21 protein-coding genes are annotated in these 25581 nt (G+C 62.4%); 16 read left to right on the forward strand and 5 right to left on the reverse strand.

The features are described 5' to 3' along the window. On the forward strand, positions 1-549 hold the full coding sequence (gene purE / locus HMPREF3176_RS02865) for a 5-(carboxyamino)imidazole ribonucleotide mutase (RefSeq protein ID WP_070458069.1): 549 nt from the start codon (positions 1-3) through the stop codon (positions 547-549). Between the two features lie 53 nt (positions 550-602). Here the strand turns inward: purE and HMPREF3176_RS02870 are convergent, their stop codons facing one another. Further along, the gene (locus tag HMPREF3176_RS02870) at positions 603-1043 is read right to left on the reverse strand and encodes a DUF2304 domain-containing protein (RefSeq protein ID WP_246826637.1); all 441 of its coding nucleotides are present in this window, start codon (positions 1041-1043) and stop codon (positions 603-605) included. Between the two features lie 222 nt (positions 1044-1265). On the opposite strand from HMPREF3176_RS02870, the gene HMPREF3176_RS02875 reads away from it, so the two are divergent. Then, complete coding sequence (locus HMPREF3176_RS02875; RefSeq protein WP_070458072.1) at positions 1266-1949, forward strand: glycosyltransferase family 2 protein; 684 nt, start codon at positions 1266-1268, stop codon at positions 1947-1949. A gap of 31 nt (positions 1950-1980) precedes the next feature. Here HMPREF3176_RS02875 and HMPREF3176_RS02880 read toward each other — a convergent pair whose 3' ends face one another. Continuing rightward, the gene (locus HMPREF3176_RS02880; protein WP_070458074.1) at positions 1981-2892 is read right to left on the reverse strand and encodes an LCP family protein; all 912 of its coding nucleotides are present in this window, start codon (positions 2890-2892) and stop codon (positions 1981-1983) included. Between the two features lie 511 nt (positions 2893-3403). On the opposite strand from HMPREF3176_RS02880, the gene HMPREF3176_RS10005 reads away from it, so the two are divergent. The 6 genes from HMPREF3176_RS10005 to HMPREF3176_RS02910 all read left to right on the forward strand — a co-directional run bounded on the left by HMPREF3176_RS10005 (position 3404) and on the right by HMPREF3176_RS02910 (position 11279). Beyond that, complete coding sequence (locus tag HMPREF3176_RS10005) at positions 3404-5443, forward strand: NAD-dependent epimerase/dehydratase family protein (protein ID WP_141742347.1); 2040 nt, start codon at positions 3404-3406, stop codon at positions 5441-5443. Then, entirely contained in the window at positions 5440-6327 is an 888-nt protein-coding gene (locus tag HMPREF3176_RS02890; RefSeq protein WP_083286204.1) for a glycosyltransferase, read from the forward strand. The genes HMPREF3176_RS10005 and HMPREF3176_RS02890 overlap by 4 nt, the downstream gene beginning before the upstream one ends. Positions 6328-6448: 121 nt before the next feature. After that, the gene (gene glf / locus HMPREF3176_RS02895; RefSeq protein ID WP_070458077.1) at positions 6449-7606 is read left to right on the forward strand and encodes a UDP-galactopyranose mutase; all 1158 of its coding nucleotides are present in this window, start codon (positions 6449-6451) and stop codon (positions 7604-7606) included. 42 nt (positions 7607-7648) lie between these two features. After that, positions 7649-9631: a glycosyltransferase gene (locus HMPREF3176_RS02900; protein ID WP_246826639.1), complete on the forward strand. Its 1983-nt coding sequence runs from the start codon at positions 7649-7651 to the stop codon at positions 9629-9631. Next, positions 9628-10536 (forward strand): ABC transporter permease, encoded by a 909-nt coding sequence (locus HMPREF3176_RS02905; RefSeq protein ID WP_083286205.1) that lies wholly within the window; start codon positions 9628-9630, stop codon positions 10534-10536. Before HMPREF3176_RS02900 ends, HMPREF3176_RS02905 begins: the two co-directional genes overlap by 4 nt. After that, entirely contained in the window at positions 10536-11279 is a 744-nt protein-coding gene (locus HMPREF3176_RS02910) for an ABC transporter ATP-binding protein (RefSeq protein WP_061212111.1), read from the forward strand. Before HMPREF3176_RS02905 ends, HMPREF3176_RS02910 begins: the two co-directional genes overlap by 1 nt. 11 nt (positions 11280-11290) lie before the next feature. Here the strand turns inward: HMPREF3176_RS02910 and HMPREF3176_RS02915 are convergent, their stop codons facing one another. Further along, positions 11291-11923, reverse strand: coding sequence for a TIGR03089 family protein (locus HMPREF3176_RS02915; RefSeq protein WP_141742348.1), 633 nt, complete (start codon positions 11921-11923; stop codon positions 11291-11293). Beyond that, on the reverse strand, positions 11920-13170 hold the full coding sequence (locus HMPREF3176_RS02920; RefSeq protein ID WP_070458081.1) for a folylpolyglutamate synthase/dihydrofolate synthase family protein: 1251 nt from the start codon (positions 13168-13170) through the stop codon (positions 11920-11922). The genes HMPREF3176_RS02915 and HMPREF3176_RS02920 overlap by 4 nt, the downstream gene beginning before the upstream one ends. Before the next feature lie 273 nt (positions 13171-13443). On the opposite strand from HMPREF3176_RS02920, the gene HMPREF3176_RS02925 reads away from it, so the two are divergent. The 3 genes from HMPREF3176_RS02925 to HMPREF3176_RS02935 are packed head-to-tail and all read left to right on the forward strand — an operon-like array spanning position 13444 to position 18977. Beyond that, a complete protein-coding gene (locus tag HMPREF3176_RS02925) occupies positions 13444-13746 on the forward strand; it encodes a WhiB family transcriptional regulator (RefSeq protein ID WP_016665007.1) in 303 nt (100 codons plus the stop codon). A gap of 30 nt (positions 13747-13776) precedes the next feature. Next, positions 13777-17346 (forward strand): hypothetical protein, encoded by a 3570-nt coding sequence (locus HMPREF3176_RS02930; RefSeq protein ID WP_070458084.1) that lies wholly within the window; start codon positions 13777-13779, stop codon positions 17344-17346. After that, positions 17343-18977 (forward strand): DUF5719 family protein, encoded by a 1635-nt coding sequence (locus HMPREF3176_RS02935; RefSeq protein WP_070458086.1) that lies wholly within the window; start codon positions 17343-17345, stop codon positions 18975-18977. The genes HMPREF3176_RS02930 and HMPREF3176_RS02935 overlap by 4 nt, the downstream gene beginning before the upstream one ends. Before the next feature lie 27 nt (positions 18978-19004). Here HMPREF3176_RS02935 and HMPREF3176_RS02940 read toward each other — a convergent pair whose 3' ends face one another. Continuing rightward, positions 19005-19418 carry a metallopeptidase family protein gene (locus HMPREF3176_RS02940; protein ID WP_016665004.1) on the reverse strand — a complete coding sequence of 138 codons (414 nt, stop codon included), beginning with the start codon at positions 19416-19418 and terminating at the stop codon, positions 19005-19007. Between the two features lie 58 nt (positions 19419-19476). Between HMPREF3176_RS02940 and HMPREF3176_RS02945 the strand changes: the two genes are divergently transcribed. From HMPREF3176_RS02945 to HMPREF3176_RS02965, 5 genes are read left to right on the forward strand one after another with little or no spacing between them, the layout of a single operon-like run. Then, positions 19477-19854 carry a DUF3499 domain-containing protein gene (locus tag HMPREF3176_RS02945; RefSeq protein ID WP_070458089.1) on the forward strand — a complete coding sequence of 126 codons (378 nt, stop codon included), beginning with the start codon at positions 19477-19479 and terminating at the stop codon, positions 19852-19854. Further along, positions 19844-21514 (forward strand): phosphomannomutase/phosphoglucomutase, encoded by a 1671-nt coding sequence (locus HMPREF3176_RS02950; RefSeq protein ID WP_070458092.1) that lies wholly within the window; start codon positions 19844-19846, stop codon positions 21512-21514. The genes HMPREF3176_RS02945 and HMPREF3176_RS02950 overlap by 11 nt, the downstream gene beginning before the upstream one ends. Before the next feature lie 39 nt (positions 21515-21553). Continuing rightward, on the forward strand, positions 21554-22234 hold the full coding sequence (gene mtrA, locus HMPREF3176_RS02955; RefSeq protein WP_070458095.1) for an MtrAB system response regulator MtrA: 681 nt from the start codon (positions 21554-21556) through the stop codon (positions 22232-22234). Next, on the forward strand, positions 22227-23849 hold the full coding sequence (gene mtrB / locus HMPREF3176_RS02960; protein ID WP_070458098.1) for an MtrAB system histidine kinase MtrB: 1623 nt from the start codon (positions 22227-22229) through the stop codon (positions 23847-23849). Before mtrA ends, mtrB begins: the two co-directional genes overlap by 8 nt. Beyond that, positions 23846-25549 carry an LpqB family beta-propeller domain-containing protein gene (locus tag HMPREF3176_RS02965; RefSeq protein ID WP_070458101.1) on the forward strand — a complete coding sequence of 568 codons (1704 nt, stop codon included), beginning with the start codon at positions 23846-23848 and terminating at the stop codon, positions 25547-25549. The genes mtrB and HMPREF3176_RS02965 overlap by 4 nt, the downstream gene beginning before the upstream one ends. The last annotated feature ends 32 nt before the right edge of the window (positions 25550-25581 follow it).

Below are 25581 nucleotides of genomic sequence, written 5' to 3' on the forward strand. Positions count from 1 at the left end.
ATGAGTAAGAAGCCCCTGGTCGGTATCGTCATGGGGTCCGATTCGGACTACCCCGTGATGAAGGATGCCGAAGAGCAGCTCGCCCATTTCGACATCTCGTGCGAGGTCGAGGTCGTGAGTGCTCACCGCATGCCCGAAGACATGGTCCAGTACGGACGGTCCGCGCACGAGCGCGGCCTGCGTGCGATCATCGCCGGTGCAGGCGGAGCCGCACACCTGCCGGGAATGCTCGCCGCCCTTACCCCCCTTCCTGTGATTGGCGTTCCTGTTCCGTTGCGGCACCTCGACGGTATGGACTCACTCTTGTCGATCGTGCAAATGCCGAAGGGAGTGCCCGTCGCAACCGTATCGATCGGTGGCGCTGCCAACGCCGGGCTCCTCGCAGCGCGCATTTTGGGTTCCGGAGATTCGGATTTTGCACGAGAAATCCGTGAAAAAATGGTGAGGTATCAGACAGGATTGCGCGATCTCGCGTACGAAAAAGGCATAAAGCTGCGGGAGTCCCGCAAGCCCTCAACAGCGACGAACGAGAACACTTTCGAGAGCTAAGCCCGTGGATACTCGGGACTGTTGAAGGGCGCGGCGAGGGAGCTCCCGGCTTCCTATGGTGTCTCCTTAGACGCAGCCAAGGCGTGATTGCGGTAAGCCTCGGGGGACTCCGCTTCGTACACGGCTACCTTGCGCGCCAGCTTTGTCGTGCGTTTCTCCGCGGTTTTGGTACGGGCCTCTTGGAGTGCGAGAAAGCCCAGCAGCACGACCACCGTGGCGTAAAGAAGAAGATCTGTGCCGCGGCCGACCCCGACAAAGCGTGCAATTGCTGTGACTGACGCAGGAAATATGACAGCGAGCACGGCGAATCCCGCGAAAGCCAGGATGAGCAGGCGCCTAATCGCAAGTTGCCGGGCCCCTCGTTTAATGAAGAGCCATCCGGTGATTCCGACGATTCCGAGGATAAGGAGAACCTGGATGATGAGAGTGCGGTTCTCCATAACGACACCCGCTGGCGAAGCTATGACGGTGGAGAAGGGAGCGAGCATGGTCATGTCGACTTCCAAGTGGTTTTTCCTTCGCTGGTACCTGAGCGCCACAAAGAAATTGAAAGCCCATTTTCGGGCCGCGGAGGTCTCATGGGGAATCCTTTCGCATTCATCGGCGTGCGCGCAGGGAGTCCTGCAACTGGAACTAGAGTATCGTTTGCGGGGATGAGATTGTCCCACCTGCAGTGCGACTCTCGCAGCCCCGTCAATTTCTACAAGGATTTTCTGATGACGTTAGGCCCCGGAGCCGACTCCACCTGGTTCGTGATACCTCTCTTCAACGAGGCTCAGGTAATTGGCGAAGTTATCGCAAAGCTGCGCGAAACTTATCCACTAGTCGTCTGCGTGGACGACGGCTCACATGATGATTCTGCTCAGAGGGCAGAGGATGCAGGTGCCGTAGTCGTGCGCCATCCCTACAACATGGGGCAGGGAGCGGCGATCAAGACCGGTATCGACTACGCGCTTCGGGATCCGTCGATGCAGCAAATCGTCACCTTTGACGCCGATGGGCAACACCAGGTGAGCGATGCCGCGGCGATGATCGAGAAGATGAATGCTGAAAAGGTTGACTGTGTGCTCGGCTCACGATTCCTCGATAGCCGCACGAAGCCGGGCTTTCTCAAGCGCATCGTGCTGCGGATGGCGATCGTCTTCACAAACATCACGAGCGGCGTTCATCTCACCGATACTCACAACGGTCTTCGCGTGCTCAGCCGCCACGCGTGCGAGTCCATCTCGATCGAGCAGAATCGTATGGCGCACGCCTCGGAAATCGTCTCGGAAATCGGTCGCAACGATCTCACGTACGCCGAATATCCGGTTCACATTCTCTACACGGATTATTCGAAATCCAAGGGGCAGCCGCTGCTGAACGCGATCAACATCGTCACGGACCTTCTCTTTAAGTAGAGAAGATGAGCCTCGCTCCGTTAGTCAGTTCCTAGCCTTCGGGCTTCGATTCGGCCGAGCCGTCGGCGATCGATGAGAAGAAGGCGTGCACGTCCTCGTCGTCAACCTTGATGGCGACACCCGAGTGTTTCGTTTTGAAGTTCGGGTCCTCGATCGGCATGGCGAGAACACCTCCAGAGTTGGGTGCTGCACGCATGACCAAGGCGGCACTCGCGAGGTCGATGAGGCCGGTGTCGTTATCGGTAACGAGGGCCTTCGTTCCCGCGCTTGCGAGATTCACCTGGGTGAGTGGATTGAGCAGGACGCCCGGTGAGGATGCTCTTTTCATCAGAGCGCTCACGAACTGCTGCTGGCGCTGTTGCCTGCCTATGTCGGCCGTGGGATCGAAATAGCGGGCGCGTACGAACGCGAGGGCTTGCTCACCGCCTACGTCGTGGCAGCCTTTGGCCATCTTGAGACCCGAACGCACGTCATCGACATCGCGGTCGATACAGAGGTTCACTGTGCCGATTGCATTGACGACATCCTCGACTCCGGAGAAGCCGATCACGACAAAATGATCGATCGTGAGACCCGAGAGTTTCTCAACGGTTTTGACGAGGAGGGGAGCACCACCCATCGAGTAGGCGGCGTTGATTTTGTGCGTTCCGTGCTCGGGAATTTCGGCAAGCGTGTCGCGTGGAATGGAGACAAGGTACTGCTTCCCGTTTGGTGCCTTGTGCAGCAGCATGAGGGTGTCGGTGCGCTGGGCTCCGCCCTGTTCAATGTCGGCGCCTGCAAGAAGGTAGGTTTCGCCCGGTGTATCGGCGGCTCCGGAGAGCGCGTCCGTGTGCGCGATTTTCGAATTGGCCCACAGCCCGAGGCCAACCGGCCACCCGAGGGCAATAACGAGAACGAGAAGGACGATCGAGCGGGCAAGGCGAAACCCGCGCTTTCGAGACATGCCTCTTCTGCGAGGCGGGCCCGAGGGCGCTGGGTGCATCGGGGGGAGTTGATGCTGCGCGTGCTGCTCTGGGCTGCCCGATGGCTTCGAATTCAGACGCACCGGAGCCGGCCGGGCAGCATTGCGTACAGCTGGCATTTGACGCGTAGGCGTTTCGGCGGTGGGCTCGCTGTGAGCGCCAGACTCTCGTGGACGCGGCGCGGATGGCCGCGTCAGAGGTCGCGCCGACCCGCCCGAGCGGGCGCGCGAATGGCCGGGCCGCGAGCGGCCTGTGCCGGCGTCGCGTGGGAAGTCACCCGTCATCGTGTTCACCTTCAATCGTGTGGGGGCGCGGCAAGCCGCACCATGCGCGCTCCCACAGTACACACCGACGACAACAAAACCCCGGACACCGAGGTGGAGCGAGTGAATCTGGCCCGGCGATGGCGTGTGTGCTCAGGCTCGGGACTCACTGCCCGTAAGATCATGCCTAGACTCTGCGATAAACGTGGGCGAAAGGCGAGGAGACGACGTGTCAGAGAAAGAGCGACGGCAAACGCCGCCGCGCACCCTCGTTCTCGGTGGTGCGGGCTTTGCAGGTTCCCATATCGCGCGCGAGCTTCGTGAACACGGGACCCCCGTGGTGACGGCAGACATTCGACCCGCAAGCGGTGATGGCGAGCATTGCGTGCTCGATATTCGTGACGACGAAGCCCTGTGCGCCGCGGTTCGCGGATGCGACACGGTTGTGAACGCCGCTGGGGTTCCCGACTCGTCGAGCGTCAGCACACGTACGCTCAACTCGGTCCTTGTGGGAGGCGCGCGTTCGCTCATTGCCGCTGCCGAACGTGAGGACGTTCGAACCCTCGTGTTCATTTCGAGCGGCGCCGTGTACGGCGAGACGCCTGACGGGCATAGTGCGCACGAATCTGACCCACAGGCCCCCACGACCGTCGAAGGGCGCGCGTTCGCAGAGGCGGAACGTCTGTACGGCCAGTGGGTGCGTGCGGGGCGGGGCCGACGCCTGCTGGTGATGCGCGTGGCCGAGCTTTTTGGTCCCGGTTCTCATGCGCGCATCTCGCGACTGATCGCTTCGCTCGTGAACTCAGGGGCGGTCTCGCTTACGCACACGGTCATCGCGCGCCCCCTGGCAAGCGTCGGAACCCTCGCTGGCGCGACGCGTGCCGCTCTCAATCTGAACGTCCCCGAAGGCGAGCCCTACGTGCTCAACGTTGCAGATTCCCCTCGGCTCGACGATCACGAGTTGCGCGCCCTCGTGCGCTCGATTGCGAAAACTGCACCGCTCGCACTGTCCCTTCCCGGCCGGCGCCTCATGGCGCGCGCGGGTCGGGCCGGGGAAGCGGTTCGTGCAAGCGGCCTCGAACTTCCCCGTCGAATCAAGCGATTCGCCCTTGACGCGCGGCCGAGCGCCGAAATGTCGCGGGAGAAACTCGACGCGCTTCTGCCCGCGCGGCCATCGCTCGAAGAGTCCCTCGCTGAGACTGTTCGCTGGGTGCGGGACAACAGCATCCCGAGCAATCCAGCGGACTCAGCCCCCATTCCGGAGCGCTTTGTTCCACACCCCGATGCCACGCAGGAGGACTCTCGACGAGTCGTTGCCGTGGTGGTGACGTACAACCGCGCTGACCTCCTCGGCGAGTGCCTCGATGCACTGCACGCGCAAAGCAGGCCGCTGGAGGGCGTCGTCATCATCGACAACGCAAGCACGGACCGTTCCGGCGCCGTCGCCGACACCCACCCGATTGGCGCCGACGTTGTTCACCTCAATCGCAACGTGGGCGGCGCCGGTGGCTTTTGTACCGGCATGGCGCATGCTCTCCTTGAGCACAACCCCGATTTCCTGTGGATCATGGACGACGACACGGTTCCAGCGCCCGATGCGCTCGAGAAACTCCTCGAGGTAGAGCGCAAGCTCGATGTTCATGCAAGCGTTCTCAGCTCGCTTGCGGTCTGGACCGACGGCAGGCCGCACCCCATGAATTCCTCGCGTACGCGCCTCGGCACGAGTGACGCCGACCTCGATCGTTACGCACAGCTCGGGGCGCGCCCCATCCGCACGGCGAGCTTCGTGTCGGCGCTCATTGCTGCCGAAGACGTGTGGGAGCACGGACTCCCCATTGCCGACTATTTCATTTGGTCCGATGACTTTGAGTTCACGGGCAGGCTTCTGCGAGACTCCCATGGCTTCGCCGTCGCGTCGAGCACGGTTGAGCACCGCACCGTGAAGTTCTCGAACGCCCAAACGAATCCTGGTTCTAGGTTCTACTTCGACGTGCGCAATCGGTTGTGGGCCCTCACGAGAACCGATTCGTTCACCCCGATTGAAAAGGTTCTTTACGGGGGCAAGAGTGCGATTGGGTGGATGCAGACCCTGGTGCGCACTCGCGCGGATGTTCTTCCCGTCGCGCTCAAGGGTCTTCGTGAAGGGCTCTTCACGTCGCCCAGGCGCTCGAGCGTGGTTCTTGCTGCCGATCCCATGAGTGCCACCGAGATCCGCGCGCTCGAATCTTCGATCGATTCCGCCGAACGCTCACGAAGGGCACTCACGTGAGTAAGCACGGTGTGCGGAAGATCGAGGAAGACCTCACCGTCCTCATGCCCCTGTGGGAGGGGGACGACCCGGCGTACGCGCGCGAAGCCATTGCCTCGGCGACGGTCGACCAAACCACCGCTCCAGGCTTATTGCTGCTTGCCATTGACGGTCCGCTTCCCGACGCCCTGGAAGACGTCATCGCCGACGTTCTCGACGGAAGATACGGTCGCGCACGAGTTGTGAGAAATAAGAGCCACGGTGGACTCGCACGCACCCTCGACAGTGCCCTCAAGCATTGCGAAAGTCCGATCGTCGCGAGAGCCGATGCTGACGACGTGAATCATCCTGAACGGTTTGCGGTGCAGCTCGCTGCTTTGCGAGAGCGGGGCCTCGACATCGTGGGCGCGAACATGCGCGAAATCGACGAGGTCTCTCTGCCTCGCCGCGATGAGGCGGGCGAGGAGCGTATTCGCCGCCGCCCCCTCACCCACGAAGAAATCGCGAACTATATGCGTGATCACTCACCGTTTCACCATCCCACGGTTCTCATGCGAGTCGAGGCCGTGCGCAGGGCAGGCGGCTACAGGGACATTCCGCTGATGGAGGACTATGACCTATGGCATCGCCTGTTATGCACGGGCTCTCGCATGGGCAATGTTGCGGACGTCCTCGTGGATTACCGTGTGAGTACGAGCCTCTATCGCAGGCGCGGGGGCCTCACGCTCTTTAAGAGCGATGTGCGAATGCAGCGGTCGATGCTCAAGAGCGGGGCAACTAGCGCGCCCAGGGCCCTGAGAAATCTTGTGGGACGCGCGGTGTATCGTGCGGTGCCCGCGTTTGCGCGCGACCGCGTGTATTGGCGCGTCATTGAACGCGGTCTCACGGGTGCGCCGAGGTCGTGACCCGTCGAGGCTCCGCCCATGTGACGAACCAGCGCCGCGCTGTCGGTGCGCCCTCGAGATTCTGCGCGTGCGACCGCTATTGTGGGATCGACGTATCAGACCTCGAAGGGAACGACACAGCATGAGCACACCCGACCTTCTCATCGTCGGATCCGGCCTTTTCGGCCTTACGCTCGCAGACCGCGCCGCACGCGAACACGGTGCAAAGGTGACCGTGATCGACAACCGCCCGCATATTGGCGGAAACGCCTACAGCGAGATCGACCCCGAGACGGGCATCGAAGTGCACAAGTACGGCGCTCACCTTTTCCATACCTCCAACACACGCGTGTGGGAGTACGTCAATACGTTTACGTCGTTCACGAATTACGTGCACCGCGTGTACACGAACCACAAGGGCATCGTGTACCCGATGCCGATCAATCTCGGCACAATCAACCAGTTCTTCAACGCGGCCATGACTCCGGACGAGGCGCGCGCGCTCATCGCCGAGCAGGCGGGCGAATTTGCCGGGCAAGATCCCGAGAACCTTAATGACAAGGGCATTTCGCTCATTGGCCGCCCGCTGTACGAGGCCTTCATCAAGCATTACACGGGCAAGCAGTGGCAGACGGACCCCAAGGATCTTCCCGCGTCGATCATTAAGCGCCTGCCCGTGCGCTACACGTACGACAACCGCTACTTCAACGACACCTACGAAGGTCTGCCCACGAACGGCTACACCGCGTGGCTCGAGAATATGGCAGATCACCCGAACATCGAGGTCAAGCTGGGCGTCGATTATTTTGATGAGTCGCAGCCGTTCAATAAGAAGGACGTGCGCGACCAGCTTCCCGTTGTGTACACGGGTCCCGTTGACCGCTACTTCGATTACGAGCTTGGTGAGCTCAAGTGGCGCACGATCGATCTCGAGTCCGAAACGCTCGATACGGGCGATTTCCAGGGAACGTCGGTGATGAACTATGCCGATGAGTCCGTGCCGTACACGCGCATCATCGAGCCACGCCACTTCCATCCTGAGCGTGATTACGCGAAGGACAAAACCATCATCATGCGCGAATACTCGCGGTTCGCGAGCCGTGAGGATGAGCCGTACTACCCCGTGAATTCGGCGGACGACCGATCGACTCTCCTCGAGTACCGCGAGCGTGCGGAGGCTGAGCCCGCGACGCTCTTTGGTGGCCGCCTTGGCACTTACCAGTACCTCGACATGCACATGGCCATCGGCGCCGCCCTCTCGATGGCTGATAACAAGCTTGAGGAGCTTTTGCGCCGCTAGTTGTGCGCATCCGCCGTGACTCCGATGAGTGAAAAGAGCACCATGACTGACACGTTTACCCTGCCCGAAGGGCACCGCGAACTCCACCGGCTTGTCTTGCCGCTCGGCGCGAGCCCCGAAACGATGCCGCTGTACGTTGAGTCGCAGGCTGACGTCACCCCGGTCGAAGTGGCAGGGGGATCCCCGGGCGTATCCTCGCCGGTGAATGCTGATGCGAGTGCTGATGCCTATTCCCGGACAGGGCTGACGATTCCGGCGGCGCGCATGCGCTCGTTTGGTACCTACTTCAACGCCTTCCCGGCTTCGTACTGGCGCCGCTGGACCCCCGTGCGTGAGGTGACGCTCACCATTGGGACAAAGGGCGAGGGCACGCTTGTCGTGAACCGCTCGAATGCGAAAGGGCGCTCGCAGCGCGTGGCCTCGAGGGCTGTATCCGGTGAGGAAACATCGACCTTCATCCTTCCGCTCACGGCGTTCGGCGACGGCGGCTGGTACTGGTTCGACGCATACGCCGGAAAAGACGAATTCGAGGTTCAGGGAGCTGTGTACTCGGCCCCCGAAAGCCTCGCGCGAGCTCGCGGTTCGTTCTCGATCGCGATGACGACCATGAACAAGGTCAGCTATTGCTTCGAGAACATCCGCACGATTGCCGATTCACCCCGCCTGCTCGAGACTCTCGACACGATGTTCATCGTCGATCAGGGAACCGATCGCCTTCGCGATCACGCCGAGGAACTCGCCGAGCTCGAGGCGGCCATGGGTGGCAAGCTTCGAATCATTGAGCAGGGGAACATCGGCGGTTCAGGTGGCTTCTCGCGCGGCATGTACGAGGCAAGCATGGCGGGAGAGTCCACGTATGTCGTGAACTGCGATGACGATATTGTGATCGAACCCGTCTCGCTCGAGCGTCTCGTGACCTTCGCCGATTTCGCAACAAAGCCCACGATCGTGGGGGCGCACATGTTTGATCTCAACAATCGCACGTCCCTCCACACGTTCGGAGAGATCGTCGATCGGTGGCGCATCCAGCCGGCGCTTCCCCATCAGGAGATGTCACTCAGCTACGACCTTGGGTCGCACCCGTTGAGGGCGACGCCCTGGCTGCACCGTCGGGTGGACGTCGACTACAACGGTTGGTGGATGTGCCTTATCCCCACCGAGGTTGTGCGCGAAATTGGCCTGTCTCTCCCGGTGTTCATCAAATGGGACGACGCCGAATACGGTCTACGGGCGAAGAACGCCGGATACTCGACCGTATCCCTTCCCGGAGCCGGAGTGTGGCACGTTGCGTGGGGCGATAAGGACGATCTTGTGGGGTGGCAGGCGTTCTTCCACGAGCGCAACCGGCTCATCACCGCCCTGCTGCATTCGCCGTATGAGCGCGGCGGCAGGCTCGTGAAGGAATCGCACTTCATGGACATCAAGCATGTGATTTCCATGCAGTACTACACCCAGACCGGCCGCCTTATGGCCCAGCGCGATGTCCTTGCAGGCCCTGAGCATCTTCACGAGACGATAGGGACGACGCTTCCCGAGATTCGCGCACTGGCCGCACAGTTCGACGACGCCGTGCAGAAGAAAGACGTCGACGAATACCCTGACGTGCGTACGAATAAGCCGCCTCGCAAAGGGCGGGGCTTTAGCCAGCCTCGTCGACTCCTCATGCCGGCGTGGACGATCAAGCAGCTTGCGAAGCAGGCTTTCACGAAGCCGAGCGAGCTCGCGCTCGAACATCCGCAGGATGCAATTGCGCACCAAGATGCGCGCTGGTGGCGCCTGTCGCACTACGACAGTGCTCTTGTGTCCAACGCCGAAGGCACACAGATCGCGTGGTACAAGCGAGATCCGAAGCAAGCCCGCGAACTGCTCGCCGAAGCTGTGCGCACGCACGCTGAACTCTTTGCGAAGTGGAGCACCTTGCGCGAGCAGTACCGCGCTGCAGCGTCACAACTCACGTCGTTTGAGGCGTGGGAGCGCACATTTGCGGCGAATCCCGCCCCAAAGCGTGAGGGCCGAAACGCGTGAGTATCTCCTCCATCACGCGCGAGGAAAAGGCTCAGGGATGGCGAGTACCGGGAAGCGACAAGGGATGGCTTAATCCTCTCTACGAGCGTTTCCTGCTGCGCCTTCTCGTGAAGAAGGAACTTCGGGTGCGCTACCGAGGCAGCGTGCTGGGCATGGCGTGGAGCTACGCGAAGCCCGCGGTGCAGTTCGCGGTGTTCTACCTGGCACTCGGAGTCTTTCTTCAGCTGAACCGCTCGCTTCCGGCATACGCGGCGTATCTTTTCTCCGGCATCATCGTCATCAACCTCTTCAGCGAGGTGTTCGGGAACTGCACGCGTTCGATCGCGTCGAACGCGCCGCTTGTGTCGAAGATTTACCTGCCGTCGGAGTTATTCCCGTGGGCGAGCGCACTCGTGGCGCTTGTGCATTTCGTGCCCCAAGTGCTCGTGCTCATGGTGGGGGCGGGGCTTTTCGGCTGGCGCCCTTCCATCGCTGAGGGATGGTGGTTCCTCATCGGCATGGTGATCCTGCTCGTGTTTACCGTGGGACTTGGCATGCTCGCGGCGGCGCTCAATGCGGCGTTCCGCGATGTCGAGAATTTCGTTGATCTCATCATTATGGTGGCGACGTGGACATCGCCGGTTCTCTACGCTCTCGTGATGGTCAAGGACGCCCTTGGCACAAGCGCGTGGTGGGTTCTCTACAGCCTCAACCCGATCACGATCGTCGTGGAGTGTTTCCACGGGGCGTTCTGGCGCCCCATGGCGAGTGCGCTCGATTCGACCGGTGAAGCCGCCCCGACGATTGCCGTGGGCGCCGAGGCCACTCAGCTGTGGTGGGCGGGGCTGCTTATTGCGATCGCGGTCTTTGCCTTCGGGACGTTCGTGTTCGAGCGTTCGAAGCGGAAGTTTGCGCAGGAGCTGTGATGCCTGTTTCTGAATCACCGCGCGAAATGGTGCGTATCGAGAACGTGTATAAGGAGTTCTCGCTTCGCCATACGAGGGCGCTGAAGGAGCTCGTATTTTCGGCGCTCAAGAGGCAAAAGTTGCGCGATACGTTCATGGCGCTCAACGGGGTCGATGTGACGGTTCGAGCGGGGGAGACCGTCGGGCTGATCGGGTTTAACGGATCGGGCAAGTCGACGCTCCTGAAGACGATTTCGGGCGTGCTTTTTCCCGATCGCGGCCGCGTGCGCGTGCGCGGCAAAGTCGCGGGCCTCATCGAGGTTGGCGCGGGCTTCCACCCGGATCTGTCGGGTCGCGAGAATGTGTATCTCAACGGTGCGATTCTCGGGATGTCGAAGGCCGAGATTGACGCGTGCTTCGATGACATCGTGGCGTTCAGTGAGATCGAACAGTTTATCGACACGGACGTTAAGTACTACAGCTCGGGCATGTTTTTGCGTCTCGCGTTTGCCGTCGCGGTGCACACCGATCCCGATATTTTCCTCGTCGATGAGATTCTCGCGGTTGGCGATGAGCCTTTCCAGCGCAAGTGCCTTGCGCGGATTCGCGAGATGCAGGCGCATGGCAAGACCATGGTGATCGTCTCCCACGAGCTCGATATGCTCACCGAACTGTGCACGCGGATAGTGGTGCTGCAGAAGGGGCACGTGATCTTCGACGGCGATCCGGTCGAGGCTGTGGAGACTTTGCGCGCGAGCTCCTGAGCGTCGAATGCCTATTCGAGCCCTTCAGCCGCACGCGTAGCGACGTCGAGACGTGAAAGTGGCGTCACGACCGTGCGCCTTTCGCACCACGCGGCTATCGCGGCTGCCGCGTCTTCGCGATCGATGTCCTCGAGTCCTACCCGGTGGGCATCGCCCCAGGTTCGGTGTGGCGCGGGCTGGGGTCCCGTGAATGTCGTGAGGGGGACTTCGAGGGCGTCTCCTGCTGCTCGCACGGCTTGGACCCAGTCGAGGGCCAGAGGGGGAGTCTCGCCCGGGAACGCGAGGGACAGCGCACGAGCTTCGAGGACGAGGACGTCCTCGGCGCGTTCTGCGAGCGCCGTGTTGGGGCGTGACGTGGCGAGGACGTCGATGTGCTCGGGGAGGTCGTCGGCACCCGCGATGGAGACGCTCGCGCCGAGGTGCCATGCGGCAATCTGGAGAACGCTGCGCTTGAAGTGCGGGGGAAGGTCGAGGACAAGCGTGAAGCCTTCGTCCACGAGCAGTTCGTTCGCGAAGAGGTTGATCGATTTGATGATCCAGTTGGCGAGGACACGCCCGGACAGTTCGGTCCGTCCGTCTTCGGCGTAGCTCACGAGTGCGGGGGCGCTTCCGGCGGCGGCCAGTTCGTGAAGAAGCGTGCTCATTTTTGCGCCTGCGCCCACGGGTCGATCCATGTTTCGGTGTCGAGGCCCAGATAGGCCGCCATTTCTGCGGCGAAGCTCATGGTGCCAAGGGCGATCACTTCGCGTGAGCGGCGCTGGATAGCGGGCAGTGCCTCTGTCAGCGGCATGACTTCCCAATCGTCGGGGTAGTTGTCGAAGAACAGGTGGTCTTCGTGCGTTGTCGCGAGGATCGTGCGGTCTCGGTCGAGGAGGGTGAGGATGCTGCGAATATCTTTGATGTCCGGCATGCACACGAGGGTGTGCGCGTTATCGAAGCGTCCCGTGTGTCGAGCGTTCTCGAGGGCGGATTCAACGCCTTCGCGTGAGATGGCGGCATCGAGGAGCCAGCGGGTGCCGCGGGCGTAGACGTGGGAGGAACGGCCCGGGAGGCGAAGGCTCTGGGCAAGGTGGGCGGCGCGTGAGTGCGGGACGGGGGAGTGGGGGAGTCCGACGGCTGACTCGTGGGTAATTGCGGCCGCGGTGTATCCAGTCGCAACGTTCATGGAGGTGAGTGCGCCGAACCCGAGGTCGCGTGGTTCCGGAACTTCGTGCGGCGCAGCGTTTGGCAGGAGTGCGCGAATGGCGGCGCGGGCTTCGGGACACTGTGTGGTGGGGAAGATGACGTCCCGTGTACGGTCGTCACCGGCACCGACGAGGTTGCATGCAATCGCGTCGATAGTGTCGCCGATGATCCCTTCGTGTTCGAGAAAAATGGGGGTCACGACCAGGGTGTCGAGCCGGAACTGGGAGATTTCGTCGCTCGCGCCGCCCAGGCCTTCCTCTATGACGAGGATGTCGACGCCGCAATCGAGGAGGTGCGCGGCCCCGGCGAGGGTGAACAGGCCCGTGGGGGCGAGGTAGCCGCCCGTGTCGGCAACGGGTGGCATGGCAGCGAGCGCAGCGGCAACGCGGTCGGCGAGGGAGTCGTAGTCGCGAGCCGAGAGCGGGCGGGCGTTGAGACGGATGCGCTCGCGGTTGGTGAGGAACGGGGGAGAGGAGATCGTGCCTACCCGGTACCCGAGGGACATGAGGTATTGGGTGGTCGCGGCGACTGCGGAGCCTTTGCCTTTGGAGCCTACGACGCCGATGACGGGGATCGTGGGCGATGTGTCAAGGGCGAGTTCGCGCGCAAAAAGTTTGGCGCGCGAGCGCGAGCGGGCGTACGGGCCGTGATACGTCTTCCATTCGCGGAAAAACGGCTCGTCCCCGGGGAGGTGGCGTGCGGGCATGTGCGGTTCCTTTGCAGGTCAGAGAGTCAGGCAGCGGACCCGAAGCTGGTGCGGCGCGCTCGCCGCGCCTTAAAGGAAAGGATCATAACCCTAAAGATTCGATTAAGCGGCTTGACGCGCCTAAGTTACATCGGTGTATTTTAGTGCTAACGCCGAACGCGTGCGCTTCCACTGTAGCGTCACTTGTAGCGTTATTCGTAGCGTCACTGTAGCGTCGCACCCCTCGCGTCTGCAGTAGTCGTGCCTATAGCCCACCCACCCGAAAGGACCCTCATGACCCTCCAGGCATTCGAGGACGATGCTCGCCGCGAGCTGACCTTGGTCGAGTTTTCCTCGCTGCTCCCCGAGGGCGAGGGAGAGGGCTCGTGGCAGGAGCGGGCTTTGTGTGCTCAAACCGACCCCGAGGCGTTCTTCCCTGAGAAGGGCGGTTCGACTCGCGAGGCGAAAAAGGTGTGCGTGTCGTGTGAGGTCCGCGCCGAGTGCCTGGAGTACGCGCTTGCGAACGACGAGCGGTTTGGCATCTGGGGCGGCCTGTCTGAGCGCGAACGTCGCAAGCTAAAGAAGCGTGCGATCTAACCCTTCGTCACGGATTGGTGGTCGCGCCCTGTGACTGAACGCGACGTATCCGCGCTCATCCTCATCTCCGCTACCCACGAGATCGGGGATCTTGCCCGCACCCTCGAAATGGTGCGTGCGCAATCTGCCCCGCTTTCCTGCGTCGTTGCAGCCGTGCCAGAGTCTGCTCCGAAGGAGTTGCGCAACTTCGCTGAGTCGGCCCTCGACGAGGGACGTATTGATCTGCTGCGGGTCACTCCCGCAGAGGCGAGTCGCCCCGACATTGTCGAGGATCTCGTTGGCTCCCTTGACGAAGCGAAGCAGGCGCGCGATGCGCGTCCCGAGCGCAAGTCTTCGCGCGCCTCAGAAACGCAGGATGGCGCGAGTTCTCCCGATGCGCCGCGGCTTGAGGTCTCTGAAGCTGCGGGAGAAAAGGAAAGCGCGCCTCGCAACTTTACGCTGCTCAACCCCGCTTTCGGTGGGGCAGTCCGCCACGAGGATGAGGGTGCGACACTCGCTGAGGAACCGTCGGAACCCACACGCCACGATGAGACTCCCCAGTCCACGGTCCACTCGACGCGTGACCTCGAATGGGAAAAGCGCGTGTATCTCACGAGCGGTGCTCGGGGTCGCCGCGCGAAGGACATCGATCTCGACCGCGAAGAGCGGCGCGAGGAGAAAACAGCGACGCACACCGCCCTCGTCCCGGAAAGGCTCAGGGACGATACGAGCGAGCTGTATGGAACGAGCGGGACTGGGCGCCGGCGTAAGCGTAGTCGTGGAGCCGAGTCATGGTTGTGGATTCTTGACGCAGCTGCGGCCCCGAACCTGACGTGCCTCGAGGAACTTGAGAGTGCTCTCGACGCCGATCCGACAGTGGGCCTCGCGGGTACGAAACACCTTGCACTCGAGGACGTTGAGCGCCCCGCCTCGCGACTGGTGGATCTCGGTCTTTCACTCACGCATTCGCACAGGATTCTTACGAGTGTCGAACCAGGCGAGATCGACCAGGGCCAAACGGACTGGCGAAGCGAGGTCTTGGCCGTTACGGCACCCGGAATGCTCGTGCGTGCGCGCACTTTTGACAAGCTCCGAGGATTAGACCCCGCGCTCACGGCGCCGTGGGATGACATTGATTTTTCTCAGCGAGTATGGCGCGCTGGCGAACGCGTCAGGGTGGTTCCTCAGGCCTCGACGCGTATCCCGCATGACGACCTCACGAGACCGAGGGATTTCCGATACCGCTCCTCTCAGGTGCTTTCGCTCCTCAAGTTCCGCTCGCTCCTGCTTGCGTTCGCGACCCTCCTCGCCCTGCCTTTCGTCACGCTCGGGCGCATGGCGCGAGCGATCACGCAGCACGACGCTCGCGCGGTGGGGCACGAGTTCCTTGCATGCCTGAGAGTTTTTGCGAAGGCTCCCGGCGTCATGAGGCGATCTCGTCGAGCCGCCGGGCGCGCTCGCTTGTCGCGCAAGCGCATGAGCGCGCTGTATATGCCCCGCAAAGTGGCCATGCGCGAGCAACTCGATGCGTGGTGGACCTCTCTGTTCGCCGACGACGATCGAACGCGCATGATCCGCCGCACGAGCTGGGGGATCGCAGGCACACGTCACGGCCTCGATGATGCCGATTACGGCCGACACACAACCTGGACCATCATTGTTGTGCTCGCGTCTATCGTCGGTGGACTCTTCGCGATTCGGCCGTTGATCGGGGAAGGCACGCTAAGGGGCTCCCACTACCACCCGCTTTCCGCGAACGCGCGAGACAACTGGGACATCGTGACGTCGGCGTGGCTACCCGGAGGGCTCGGGGCTGAAGGGCCGACAGACCTCCTCGCACGTGTCGCAGCCCTCATCCCCGTGAACGGCGCGAGCGTGAGCGCGTTTATCCTCGTTGCGGGAATCGCTCTGAGCGCCATTGCCGCGTGGTGGGCGAGCGGCACGATCTCGCGGAGCATCTTCGTGCGGATGATTGCCACCGCCCTTTGGGTACTCTCTCCCGCTTTCGTCTTTGCCGTGCTCGAGGGGCGATGGCCGCTCATGCTTCTCGGCATCGCTGTTCCCCTTGCCGCGTTCTTCTTCGCAAAAGCCGTGGGGCTTCCTCACAAGGTGTCTCAGGCAAGCATCCCAGCGGCTGCGGGAGCCGGTTTCATGATTGCCGTGATTTCTCTCGTGCAGCCTGCCCTTGCCCTTCTCTTCATTCTCGGAACCGCGGCTGTTGCCCCGTTCGTTCCTGGTCGCAGGGGGCGATTGTGGTGGTGCGGTCTTCCCGCGCTCTTCCTGCATCTCGGCGAGCTTCCGACTTACGCCGCTCGACCTGAGACACTCTTCGTGAACGCGGGCACTCCCGGCGTGTTCGAGATGCCTGATGCGCTAAGACTCCTTGCCCTCGTGCCTTCCGCAGGCGATCCTGTCGCACGAATGGTGGGTGCCTCATCGAGCTGGTGGACCTTCGCGATCCTGACAGCCCCGGTACTGATGGCCATCGTTGCGGCACTTGCCTCTGGATTCCTCAGGCACACTGCCGGTCTCGTCGGTCGAGTCAGCGTTCTCGCGCTCGCGGGGGCCGTGAGTCTCGCGTGGATTTCGCAACGCACCGTCGTCGGTTTCGAGGGCTCGACGCCCTACACCGCGTACCCGGGGCCGGCGCTCATGGTCGCTAGTGGAGCGGCAATCGTCGGCCTGATTTGCCTGGCCGACGCCATTGTGAGGCGCGCCCACGAGTCGAGTCGACGGGGCCAAAGGATAACCTCCTTTGTGCTGCAAGGAGCGTGCCTAGCGACAGTATTGGCGTGCGTTGGTATGTGGGCTGTTCAGGGCAGCGATGCGCTCGAAGTCGAACGCACGACGGTGCGAGAGATCCCCGCCGTGGCCGCGGATTCGGCGACAGGCGCCAATCGCACCCGCACACTGGTCCTCCACGAGGACACCCGCGGCGAAGTGCACGCGCACCTCGTCAGCGGCGCGCAGCCGAGCATCGACGACTCCTCCGCCGCGGTGGAGACCGCGCGTGCGCGCGCGGCTGAGCGTGGCAATATTTCCGACCAGGCCGATCGCGCACTTGCACAAGCTGTCGCGAGTGCCCTTGGTTCGGCAGCCGCGACGGAAGGCAGCGTGAGTCTCGCCGACTTCGCGATCGGCTACATCGTGGTGGCGGGTGAGCCCGATGCGCAAACGAGACTGTACGAGACCCTCGCAGCAGCCCCGCAGCTAGAGTTTGTGACCGCAAGTGATGCCGGCGGTTTGTGGCGAGTGACAGGCACGAACGCTCGGGCGCGTCTGATTGATGCATCCGGGGCCGGTGCTGAAGCTACTACCCTCGAATCGGCGCGAACAGCGGTATCGGGAACGATCGATGCTGCGCAATCGGAACGCACGCTCGCGCTTGCTGTGCGCGAAGATGAGCATTGGGTGGCGACACTCGACGGCAAGCCGCTCAGCCCCACGACGGTCGACACGTGGATGCAGGGCTTTACCGTGCCTGCGAACGCGAAAGGTCGCCTGGAGGTGCGGTACCGAAACGACGTGCAGACGGTTGCTGGTCTTGTCACCGTCGTAGGACTCATTGTGTGCGCTCTCGTCGCGGTCCCGAGGCGGATTCGAAGCGAGGAGAAGCGATGACCGATACGCATAAGCAGCCCCGGGCACTCCTCGCTGCCTTCGCGGTTCTCGCCATCGTTGTGCTCGTGGGAAGCGTTGTTGTGCTCGTGCCCGAGAAAACCTTGACGAAGGCGAGTCTCCCAAGTGCGGCTGCCACGTCGACGCGTGCCGCGCGTGTATGCCAGGGGCCAATCGTCGCTCGACCGGCGGGAACACAGACGTCAGACGCGGACTTCGCCGGTGGCGCTCCTTCCCCGCAGGTGTCGATGAACGCGGTCGCAGTCGATCCCTCGTCGAATGCTCTGTACGGAGGGACGCAGTCCTCGCAAACGAATCTCGACCCTGCCTCTTCCGACATGAATGGCAAGGACGCCTCGCCTCGCCTTTCCCGAGTCGATGCTCAGGGGCGTGCAGCCGATGTCGATGCCGCGTCGAGCGCCCTCCTGAACTCGGTATACGGCCTCGACTCCCTAGACGCTTCAACCATCCTCACCGCGAGCACCGCAGATGAGACCGCGCCGGTTCTTGATGCGAGCCAAGCCCATGTGACCGGAAGCGGAGATTACCGAGGTTTCGCACTCGCGCGGTGCGCCCAAGCGACGACCTCCGCCTCCTTCGCTGGTCTCACCACGCGAGCGGGCACGTTCGACACTCTGGTGGTGTCCAATCCAGGAACGCGTGCTTCCCGTGCGCGTGTGACCGTGTACTCGGAAAACGGAGTGGAACCGGCAACCCAGGGTTCCGACATCGTCGTAGGCCCGGGAGAAACTGCTCGTGTTCCGGTCTCGACCCTCGTTGACGAGCGCGAAACGGTAGCCCTCGATGTCGAGGTGCGAGGCACCGCGCTCGCCATGAGCACGGAGCTCGTGAGGCGCGAGGGGCTCGTGCCTCAGGGGACTGAAAATGTCCAGGCGAGCGAGCCGAGCAGCTCCCTTACGTGGCCGGGAGTGGTGCTTCGCGAGGGAGGGAGTGCACGCCTTGCGCTCGCACGCACCGCCCGAGGTGGCGAACCCGGGGATGTGGCGCAGGTGCGCTCTGAGGAGGCGTTCGCGACGGCCCGTGCGTTCGATGCGCAGGGCAAGCTCGTGAAAGAGTGGGATGTCAAAGACCCGGGTCAGGGTGCAACCGTAGAGATTCCGCTCGACGGCCTCAATGCTGGAACTTACACAATCTCCTTGAGTGCGCGAAGCGCCGTCACAGCGTCGTTGCGCTCGTCGATTGCAAGCGGTGCACGGCAGGGCGACACGGTCGGTCTTCCGCAAGACTTTGCCGAGTACGCCCCCTCGGAAGCAATCGACTCCGCTTCGGTTCTCGCACTCGGGCATGGAGCTGAAGGCGGAAGCCTCACGCTCAACTCAGAGCACGGGGCGCACGTGAGTGTCGCACCAATCAGACGTGACGGGACGATAGGCGCGAGCACTTCCGTCGATATCGAGGCTGGGCACTCCGTAACCGTGAACCCCGATCAACTGGGAAAGGATCCAGCCTCGATCGTCGGTCTCCTCGTGGTGTCTCAGGACGGAGGGGCGTACAGGGGGTCCTGGTCGCAAACGGCCGCTGCGGACGATGGCGGCACACTCGTCACGACCCTTCCCCTCGCCGCAAACGCTGCCCGGGCAACTGGGATGACTGTCAACCTCGAGCCTAGGTAAGCGCGAGCGCCAGAAGAGCGGGGTGTCTTACGCGGCCCACGGGTCGATTTCGTCGACTCGCTTCCCGAGGGCAACCGCAACGTTCTCCAGTACAACGACGTAGATGAGCTCGGCGAGTTCCTCGCGGTTGCCGGCGCGGGATTCGATCGCGCGCCGATACAGGACGATCCGTGGACGCGTGCGGCGGTCGCCCGGGAAATAGCGTCCGAGTGGAGGAGCGTGAAGGGCGGAAGTATCGAGCGGAACCTCTTCGATGAGGACTTGCAAGTACTCGAGTTTTGCGTACCTCTCGTAGAGCGGGCCCATCGCCTCGGCAACGAGTGCATCGAAGCGGTCGCTCGGCGTGGCAAAACCCGGAAGATGCGAGGGAATGAGATCGCCGCGGAACCCGCGCCCATGCCGATCTCGGCGACGCAGCCGGGCATTTCGTGTGAAAGCCATGCCATAAGCCTACGCGTGGCGGCCGCGTCGAGTGGTTCACGAGCCATCGGGCCGTAAGATGGACGTCGTGTCTGCCCGTTCATGCTCCAAATCCTCATGTTCCCAGCCTGCCGTTGCGACGCTCACTTTCGTGTACGCGGACTCGACCGCAGTCATTGGTCCGCTCTCGCGCGAAAGCGAACCGCACACCTACGACCTGTGCGCGAGCCACGCCGCTTCGTTCACGGCGCCCAGGGGTTGGACAGTCGTGACGGCTCCGGCGCCGCTTGAGCCCGAAGATGATGTGCTCGCACTCGCGCGCGCCCTCGCCGACGAACCAGAAGCCAAGCCGAGCTATGAAGACGTAGGCCACGGGGCAGGCAAACAGACGTCGGACCCCCGGCCCCAAGGGCGAAGGCGGCTCACCCTTGTGAAGGATGAGAGCGATGAGCGTTGAGGGCGCGCGAGATCATGCAGGGGCTCTTGAGGCGATAGTTGGCAGCTACGACATTCGTGGCGTTGCCGACGAAACTCTGACGCCAGAAATTGCAGGTGCACTAGGTGCGGCCTTTGCCGACTTTCTCGATGCCGGCGACATCATCGTCGCGCACGACATGCGCATCTCGAGCCCTGACCTCGCCGAGGCATTCGCGCGCGGAGCGGTGAGGCGCGGCTCAACGGTCGCGTTCGCGGGCCTGAGCTCGACGGATCAGCTCTATTGCGCGAGCGGACTGTTCGCCGCGGCAGGCGCGCAGGTGACGGCATCGCACAATCCGGCGCGCGACAACGGCATCAAAATGTGTCGCGCGTACGCGAAGCCCGTGGGGAGGGCAAATGGCCTGCTGGACGTGCACGATGGTGCACGCGCATACCTGGATAGAGGTTCCATCCCTATTCGTGAGGGCGGGCGCATTGAGCGCCTCGATATGCTCGACGACTACATCGACACGATGCTGCGGCTTGCGCCGCTTGAGGGCACGCGACAACTGAGGGTTGTGGTCGATGCGGCTAACGCGATGGCAGGGCACACGGTCCCCGCACTTGCGAAGCGTCTTCCCACCGTGGAGATTATTCCGCTCTTCTTCGACCTCGACGGAACGTTCCCACATCACGAGGCAAACCCTCTCGACCCCGCGAACCTGAGGGACCTGCAAAACGCGGTGCGCGAGAACGGGGCAGATCTCGGCCTTGCGTTCGATGGCGATGCCGATCGCTGCATCGTCGTGGATGAGCGAGGTGAGATCGTTCCCCCGTCGGCGGTGACCGCAATGATCGCGGAGGCCGAGATTGCGCGTTCAATGCTCGACGGTCGTTCGCGTCCGGTCGTGATCGGCAATGCCGTGTCGAGTCGAGCGGTCCGGGAGGTAGTGGAGGCCTCAGGCGGCGAGTTCGTCCGCACGAAGGTGGGCCACTCGATCATCAAACAAGAAATGGCGGATCGCGACGCGGTTTTTGGAGGCGAGCACTCCGCCCACTACTACTTCAGGGAGTTTTTCTTCGCTGATTCAGGGATGCTCGCGGCGCTTCATGTGCTCGGCGCACTGGAGCGAAGTGATGCACAATCCTTGAGTTCGCTCTTGGAGCGCTACTCGCCTTATGCGGCAAGCGGTGAAATAAACTCTCGAGTCGACGAACCCGTGAACGAGATCCTCGAACGCGTTGCGCGAGTTTTTGTCGAGCGCGGTGCGCGACGCGACGACCTCGACGGTGTGACGCTCACCCACTGGGATGAAGCAGCTGATCCACGTGAGCAGTGGTGGCTTTCGGTTCGGCCATCGGGGACCGAGCCGCTCGTGCGGCTTAACGTCGAAGCTGCTGAGGAGGCGACCATGCAGCACCTGCGAGATTTCGCGCTCGCGCTCGTGCGCGGTGAGGCGGAGGTACTCGGCGAGGTTGCTCCGCACGGCGAAGGCGAAAAGGAGAGCACCATGTCGCCAGATGAACGGAACCTAGAGGGGATGGACTGGGTTGGCAGCCTCGTGCGCTGCCCCGAGTGCCACGCGAGTCTTGACCTCGGAAAAGAACTGATCGTTTGCGAGTCGTGTGGGCGCCGCTACGAGCGTGAGGGCGGTATTCCCATGCTCATCTCGCGCGACGTTTCAAGCATTCGCGACTAAAAAGTTTTCACTGTTACTGGTTTCTGGCAGGATAACGGCATGAGCACACCCCCTAGGATCCTTGCGATTGACGATGACACGGCCATTGCCGAGATGGTTTCAATTCTGCTCGAAGGGCGAGGCTACAGCGTTGTTACGGCCCCCAACGGGAGTGAGGGCCTCGCTATTCTCGAGCGTGACAACATCGATCTCGTTCTCCTTGACCTCATGCTTCCCGTGATGGACGGCATCGAGATCTGCAGGCACATTCGCGAGAGTTCGAACGTTCCAATCATCATGCTCACGGCACGCACCGAGACCGAGAAAGTGGTCGAGGGGCTTGAGGCAGGTGCCGACGACTACCTGACGAAACCGTTTGAGCCCGAAGAACTCGTTGCGCGCATTCGTGCCCGTGTGCGCCGTGCGCCTCATGGCGAGGCTGAGGTTCTTACCCTCGGCGACCTTGAGATCAACGTTGATCGCCATCAGGTCATCAGGAACGGCGAGACGATACGACTCACCCCGATGGAGTTTGGGTTGCTCCTGCAAATGACGCGTCATCCCTCTCAGGTATTTAGCCGAGAGGAGCTGTTGCGCGAGGTGTGGGGCTATCAGCATTCGAAGGATACGCGGCTCGTGAACGTTCATGTGCAGCGCCTGCGTTCGAAGATCGAAATTGACCCCGACAATCCGCGCTTGATTGTGACGGTTCGCGGCGTGGGCTACCGCGCGGGTGAGTAGTCTTCGCGAGCGCTTCTTCCCCCCGGCTTCAGCGGATGAGTCACAGATCAGTTCGCGAAGCGCGGGGCGTGTCCGCTTTCGCGATTTCTCGACATGGCCGATCGCCGCGCGCGCGGTTTTCGCGACGATGCTCTTATCAGTCCTCTCGATCCTCGTGGTCGAAACGTTCCTCTCCACGGCGATTTCCGACGCCCTTTACGAGCTTAGACGCGATCGGTCGCTTGAACAGTCCGAAGCGTTGCGTAGCGCGCTCGTGAGTGACCTCGAGCCTCTCGTGGGCACGTCGGTGAACGAACGTCAGGACGTGATCATTTCGTTTATGGAGGGGGCGACCATCGGGGATCCGAAGGTTTTTAAAGGACTTGCGGTGATACCGATGGGGAGTACCGCGGGCGAGGCAGTGACGAGCAACGGGGCGCTCACGGCGTTTGTGAACGAAAAGTTCGAGCGCGAGCTCGACGCCGCGAGTGACCAATTCGTGTACCGCAGTATCGAGTACGTCGAACGTGGAGACTCCGGACCCGCGATTCTCGTGGGAGCGACGATCGATGTTCCCGGAGCGGGCCTCTACAGGCTTCTCATGCTGTACTCCGTCAGTCAGGAGCAAGAGACGCTCGACCGCGTGAACACAATTCTTGTGATTGGCGGCGCTGTTCTCGTGCTGCTTTTCTTCCTCGTGTCCCTCGCGATCTCGCGGATCGTGACGACACCACTCAAACGCGCCGCGCGGGCCGTCGACCACATTTCGGAAAATGACCTGGATTATCGCCTCGCGATTCAAGGCGGCGATGACCTTGCGCGAATGGGAACGAGCTTCAACAACATGGCGGCTTCGCTCCAATCGACGATTACCGAGCTCGTCGAGCTTTCGGAGCTTGAAAAACGTTTCGTCTCGGATGTCTCTCACGAACTTCGGACGCCATTCACGACGATCAAGATGGCCGCCTCAATGCTCGAGATGGAAAAGGACTCCTTCAGCCCCTCGGGTAAGCGTAGTCTCGAACTGTTGAAAGAACAGGTGGCGCGTTTCGAGTCGCTCATTGCGGACCTCCTCGAAATTTCTCGGCACGAGGCCGGAACCGTGGAGCTCGAGGCTAAACCAACATCGCTGGCGAGGCTTGTCGACGATGTCGTTGAGCAACTCGAGCCGATCGCCGCCGAGTACGCAGCCGATATCCGCGTACAGCACTTGAGCGTGGATACCGTCGGCGACATGGATTCGAGGCGCATCGAGCGCATCGTGCGAAACCTCCTGACTAACGCGATCGAACACGGTGCAGGTGGTGTGATCGATGTGCGTACGGCTTCGCGGGGGTCGACTCTTGCGCTCACTGTGCAGGATTTTGGCGCGGGCCTTAGTCCGGAAGAGGCGACCCGTGTTTTCGACCGATTTTGGCGTGCGGCGCCGTCGCGCACGCACACCCTAGGGGGAACGGGGTTGGGCCTCGCCATTGCACACGAGGACGCCGAGGCTCACGGGGGGCTTCTTGAGGCATGGGGCGTCAAGGGGGAGACCGCAGTGTTTCGACTGCTGCTCCCGCGTAGTCCCGGGGCGAAGCTAACCGCCTCGCCGCTCGCGCTTGTGCGGTCGGCGGAGAAGGGAGAAGCCGAATGAACAATCACTTTTCTCTCTCCCGCGATGTGTCGCGGCGTGCCGTGCTCGGTGGGGCAGGAGCCGCTGTGCTTGCGGGGTGCGCCCGCATCCCCAATTCCTCGGACGTCCACACGGCGCCGGTGAAGGGAATCGGTCTCGGCGCGCAGGGCAACGCCGCGGTGGCGCCCCCGGATCAGGGGGCGACAAAGATCGACATCGTGCGCGGTTTCCTTGCGGCTCACCTTGGCGTCGACGACGGTAACCGCATTGCTCGCGAATACCTGGCGGGGAATGCGCGCGAGGCATGGAATCCCTCGACGGCGATTGAATTCGCCGAGTCGGAGGGGCTCGTGTTTCAGGAGCGAGAGGGGAACGGGGTCGCGGTCACGGTGCCGGTCGTCTCAAAGGTTTCGGCTACGGGCGCACGCACCACGAATCTCGAGGCCACACGGGAACTGGCGCAGTTTCGGCTCACCGAGGTCGATGGCGAGTGGAGAATCGCGGAGGCTCCCGATGCGCTCGTTCTGGGGGCGGAGGACTTCGCCCGGTTGTACGAGCCTGTCAACGTGTACTTCGTTGCGAATGCAGGAAATATGCTCGTGGCGGATCCTCGATGGTTTATGCGTCAAACGACGTTCGCCTCCGCGTTCAATCGGCTTGCACTTGGGCCGGCCCCCTACCTCAAGGGGGCCGTGCGTTCCGCACTTCATGAGGGCATCGTGATTGCCTCGAGCGCGCTGTCGAGAAACGAGGCGGGGGATCTCTTGGTGCAGACGCCGGTCTCGGTCCTCGAGCTGCCCGAGAGCGAACGGGCGCTCGCACTGGCCCAGATTTCCGAGACACTTCGGAGTGTCAAGCGCATGTCGTCAATCATCTTCATGAACGGTAGCGAAAAGGTTTCTGTTGCGCCGGAGACCCACCCGATGAAGGCATCGGTGGGGCATAGGCTCTATGGATCGGGTGACAGCGGCATTATTTCTCTTGCCAGTGACACGGGAGGGGCATCGCTCGTACCCGCTTTCGCGTCCGAGACCGTGCGTTGTGGACGCGTGAGTCTACGCGGCCGTTACGCAAGTGCCGTGAGCCTTGATCGACGCGAGCTTCTCGTTTCAGCGCTGACAACCAAGGCCGAAGTTCGCCGGGAAACATTCGGTGAAGCCCTCTGCAGCCCAAGTATCGACCAGTTTGGATACGCCTGGACGATGCCGGAGGCTGGAGGGCCGGAGCTTCTCGCGGTCCACCCCGATCCTGAGCGCGCCGTGCGAAAGTTTGCTGTGGTGTGGGAGCCGACCGAGGACGTTGCCTTCACGTCGATGTCCACAGACGGGGTGCGTTTCGCTATCGCGCATGGGGTGCCGGGAGCCATGACCTTGAGCATCATGGGAATTGTGAGGGAGCCCGACGGTACCCCGACGGGTCTTGCGGAACCACTTCAGGTGAGCGTTGCCCTCGACAGTGTTCAGGGCATCGCGTGGTACTCCGAGGAATCGATCCTCCTGTGGGGCGCGTCGGATGCGAGCGCCATGCCTGTTGCCATCGCGTGGAGCTTGCGCACGGGATTCGAGCAGGTGAGTGAACTTCGAGAGAACACGACGTCCGTTGCCGGCTCGTCCGAAGCACGGCTGCTGTTTGTCGGCAGCGACGACGGGCAGGTCGTCGAGAGGACCGTGGACTCGTGGGCGCATATCGACGCTCGTGGGCGGGATATCGCCCTTTATTAGTGCGGCAGTGCTTGCCCGGTAGCCGTCGGAAC

This window comes from Dermabacter sp. HMSC08H10 (assembly GCF_001807585.1).
GTDB lineage: Bacteria > Actinomycetota > Actinomycetes > Actinomycetales > Dermabacteraceae > Dermabacter > Dermabacter hominis.